Consider the following 3,028-nt stretch of genomic DNA (forward strand, 5'->3'; position numbering starts at 1 on the left):
GGGCCGACAGAGGCGACTGCTCGGCGGGTTTCAGCACCACCGAATTGCCCGCCGCCAGCGCCGGCGCGCACTTCCAGGTCGCCATGTCGAGCGGGAAGTTCCACGGCACCACCGCGCCGACCACGCCAAGCGGCTCGCGCCGCACCAGCACCAGATCGCCTTCGCCGGTCGGCGCCACCTCGCCATAGATCTTGTCGATGGCCTCGCCATACCATTGGAAGATCGCCGCCGAACCGGGGACGTCGACCGAGGCCGCATCCCTGACCAGTTTGCCCATGTCCAGCGATTCAAGCAGGGCCAGTTCATGCAGGTTGTCGCGCAGCAGCTGCGCCAGCCGCAGCAACACCTCGTTGCGGTGCGCCGGGCTGGTGCGCGACCAGACGCCGGCGTTGAAGCTGCGCCTAGCGGCGGCAACCGCCAGATCGATGTCTTCCTCGCCGCAGGACGCCACTTCGGCCAGCACCTCGCCCGTTGCCGGATTGACGCTGGCAAAGGTCCGGCCCGAACGCGCCGCGACCGTCTTGCCGTCGATGAACGCCTTGTCACGAAAACGGATCGCGGACGCCTTGCCGATCCAGTCCTTGTGGCTGAGTTCACTCATCGCAGGTGACCCCTGTCTTGACTATTCGTCGCCCGGCACGCCGTAGCTCGGCGCATCGGATGGGTTGATCGCGCGGGTCACATAGGCATCGAGCTGTGGCTTGTAGAGTTGCCACAGCGCCGCCAGTTGCTCGATAGGACAATCGTCGGTCCAGTCGCAGCGCAGGTCGGCGACCGGCCACGCCACCTCACGCACCAGCTTCATGCCGGCGGAATGGACAGGGCCAGCCTCGCCGCCGGCTGTCAGCGCCGCGCGCATAGTCGCGATGAGGCGGTCGCCGAGATGCCCCTCCGACGCCAGGAAAGCCTCGACCATCGCTTGCGGCACGCCATCATGGGCCAGCATGTTGCCGCCGCAAGCGACATTGTCAGCTCGCGCCTCCGCCCAGATGCCAAGAGCTTTGGGACCCGAATGGATCGCGGTCGCTCCAGCGGCGTCGACAGCCAGCACCTGCCGGTATTCGGGATAGGCACCGGTGCGCTTCAATATGGCAATCGCCTCCGCCGCGGACGCGCCGCGCGCCAGCAATTCGAGACCGCGCAGTCCAAGCGTAGGATCGGTGACGTTCTGGCTGGCAATGGCCCCGGCGCCCGCCTGCGCATAGGCGCAGCGCGCCGCAACAGCAGGCGACGAGGAGGACACCGCGACCCCGAACATGCCGGTGCGGCCGCACCGCGCGACAATGGAAAAGGTCATCGCAATCAGTCCGGAATGACGGCGGTGCCGTCGATCTCGACCAGCCAGTCCGGCCGCGCCAGGGCCTGCACGACAAGGCCGGTCGAGACGGGATGCACGCCTCTGATATACTCGCCCATGGTACGGTAGACCGCCTCACGATGGCGCACATCGGTGATGTAGACCACCACCTTGACCAGGTGCTCCATGGTGCCGCCGCACTCCTCGATCAGCTGGCGGATGTTCTGCATGACCTTGTGCGTCTGCTCGACCGGATCATGGCTGTCGATGTTCTTGGCCGTGTCGAGGTCCTGCGGACACTGGCCGCGCAGATAGACGGTCCTGCCGCCCCGCGTAACGACCGCCTGGCACAGATCATTGTCGAGCTTCTGCTCGGGATAAGTGTCCTTGGTGTTGAACTTTCGAATTCTTGTATGCGCCATCTTGGTCTCCGTCGGATCAGGCTCGAGGTCGGGGCATCCCGTTTGAGGTGCCGTGTCTATGCCACCTTGGTCTCGCGCTTCGCGGACGCATGGTAGGCCAGGTATTTGCGCTGCGTGGAAATATGGTCGGCCACATGCTGCGCGTCGTGCCAGACGCCCCAGATGAAGCTCGACCCTCTGCGCGATTGCCAAGGCAGTCCGAGGAAATAGATGCCGGGCTCGGTCGACACACCGCGCTGGTGCTTCGGCTTGCCCCTTTCGTCGAACACATCGACCTTCAGCCAGTTGTAGTCGACGGTGAATCCCGTCGCCCAGATGATCGAACCTATCTCGGCTTCCGACAGGTTCAGCTCGAGAATGGGATCGGTCATGCATCGCGGGTCCGGGCCGATCTTGCGGGCCTCGGGCTCCGGGGGAAGGTCGAGGCCGTTGCGGGCGACATAGGCATCTGCCTCGTCCAGAACCGACATGTAATTCGCATCGCCGCGCGCGATATTCTTGGCCAGATCGGGTGCGAAAGTCATCACACCGTGCCTGTAGGATTCGGTCCGGCCAACCAGCGTCATCCCTTGCGCGGCAAGGCGCCGGAAGTCGATCGTCTGGCCGCCACGCGCGCCGCTGACCGCGATGGTGACATGTTCGGTGCCGGGCGCAGGCGCCTGCGCGTCCCACTTGCCCAAAACCCCCAGCCACCAGCAGAAGTCACGTTCGCGATAGGCCCGCGGCGGCCGATCGTGCGGCCCGACCGAGAGATAAACCCGCCGTCCCGCACGCTGGAGTTCGTCGGCGATCTGCACCCCCGAAGACCCGGAGCCGACCACCAGCACCGCGCCTGCGGGCAGTTGGCCGGGATTGCGATAGGCGCTGGAATGTATCTGCATAGGTCCGGCGTCCCCGGGAACGACGGCCGGGATGACCGGATGCTGGAAAGCGCCGGTGGCGGCAACCACGCTCCTGGCTTCGATCACGCCATCCGAGGTTTCGATCCGGAAGCCGGGACGGCCGACAAGCCTTTCCACTTTCCTGACCTCCACGCCGCAACGGATGGGGGCAGCGATCATGTCGGCGTAAGCGACAAAATAGTCGGCGACCTTCTCCTTGCCGATAAAGGCATCCGGACCGGCATTGGGAAATTCCATGCCGGGAAAACGGTCATGCCAGGCGGGACCATTGGCAACCAGCGAGTCCCATCTCTCGCTACGCCAGCGTTCGGCGATGCGGTCCCGCTCCAGCACGAGATGGGGCACGCCGCACTTGCTCAGATGCTCGCTCATCGCCAGCCCCGCCTGGCCGCCGCCAACAACAAGCG

The 3,028-nt window shown here is 65.4% G+C and carries 4 protein-coding genes; all 4 read right to left on the bottom strand.

Annotation, left to right across the window (positions count from 1 at the left end):
- The coding region (locus tag EN991_RS29770; RefSeq protein WP_127370088.1) for an aldehyde dehydrogenase family protein at positions 1-601 on the bottom strand (601 nt) is incomplete at its 3' end.
- A 21-nt stretch (positions 602-622) separates the two neighbouring features.
- The gene (locus EN991_RS29775; protein ID WP_013530450.1) at positions 623-1,297 is read right to left on the bottom strand and encodes a DUF1028 domain-containing protein; all 675 of its coding nucleotides are present in this window, start codon (positions 1,295-1,297) and stop codon (positions 623-625) included.
- A gap of 5 nt (positions 1,298-1,302) precedes the next feature.
- Positions 1,303-1,719 (bottom strand): RidA family protein, encoded by a 417-nt coding sequence (locus EN991_RS29780; protein WP_013530449.1) that lies wholly within the window; start codon positions 1,717-1,719, stop codon positions 1,303-1,305.
- A gap of 56 nt (positions 1,720-1,775) precedes the next feature.
- Positions 1,776-3,028, bottom strand: a 1,253-nt coding sequence (locus EN991_RS29785; RefSeq protein ID WP_127370089.1) for an NAD(P)/FAD-dependent oxidoreductase, incomplete at its 5' end; no start/stop codon positions are given.

The sequence above is a fragment of the Mesorhizobium sp. M7A.F.Ca.US.005.03.2.1 genome (assembly GCF_003997795.1).
Taxonomy (GTDB): Bacteria; Pseudomonadota; Alphaproteobacteria; order Rhizobiales; family Rhizobiaceae; genus Mesorhizobium; species Mesorhizobium ciceri.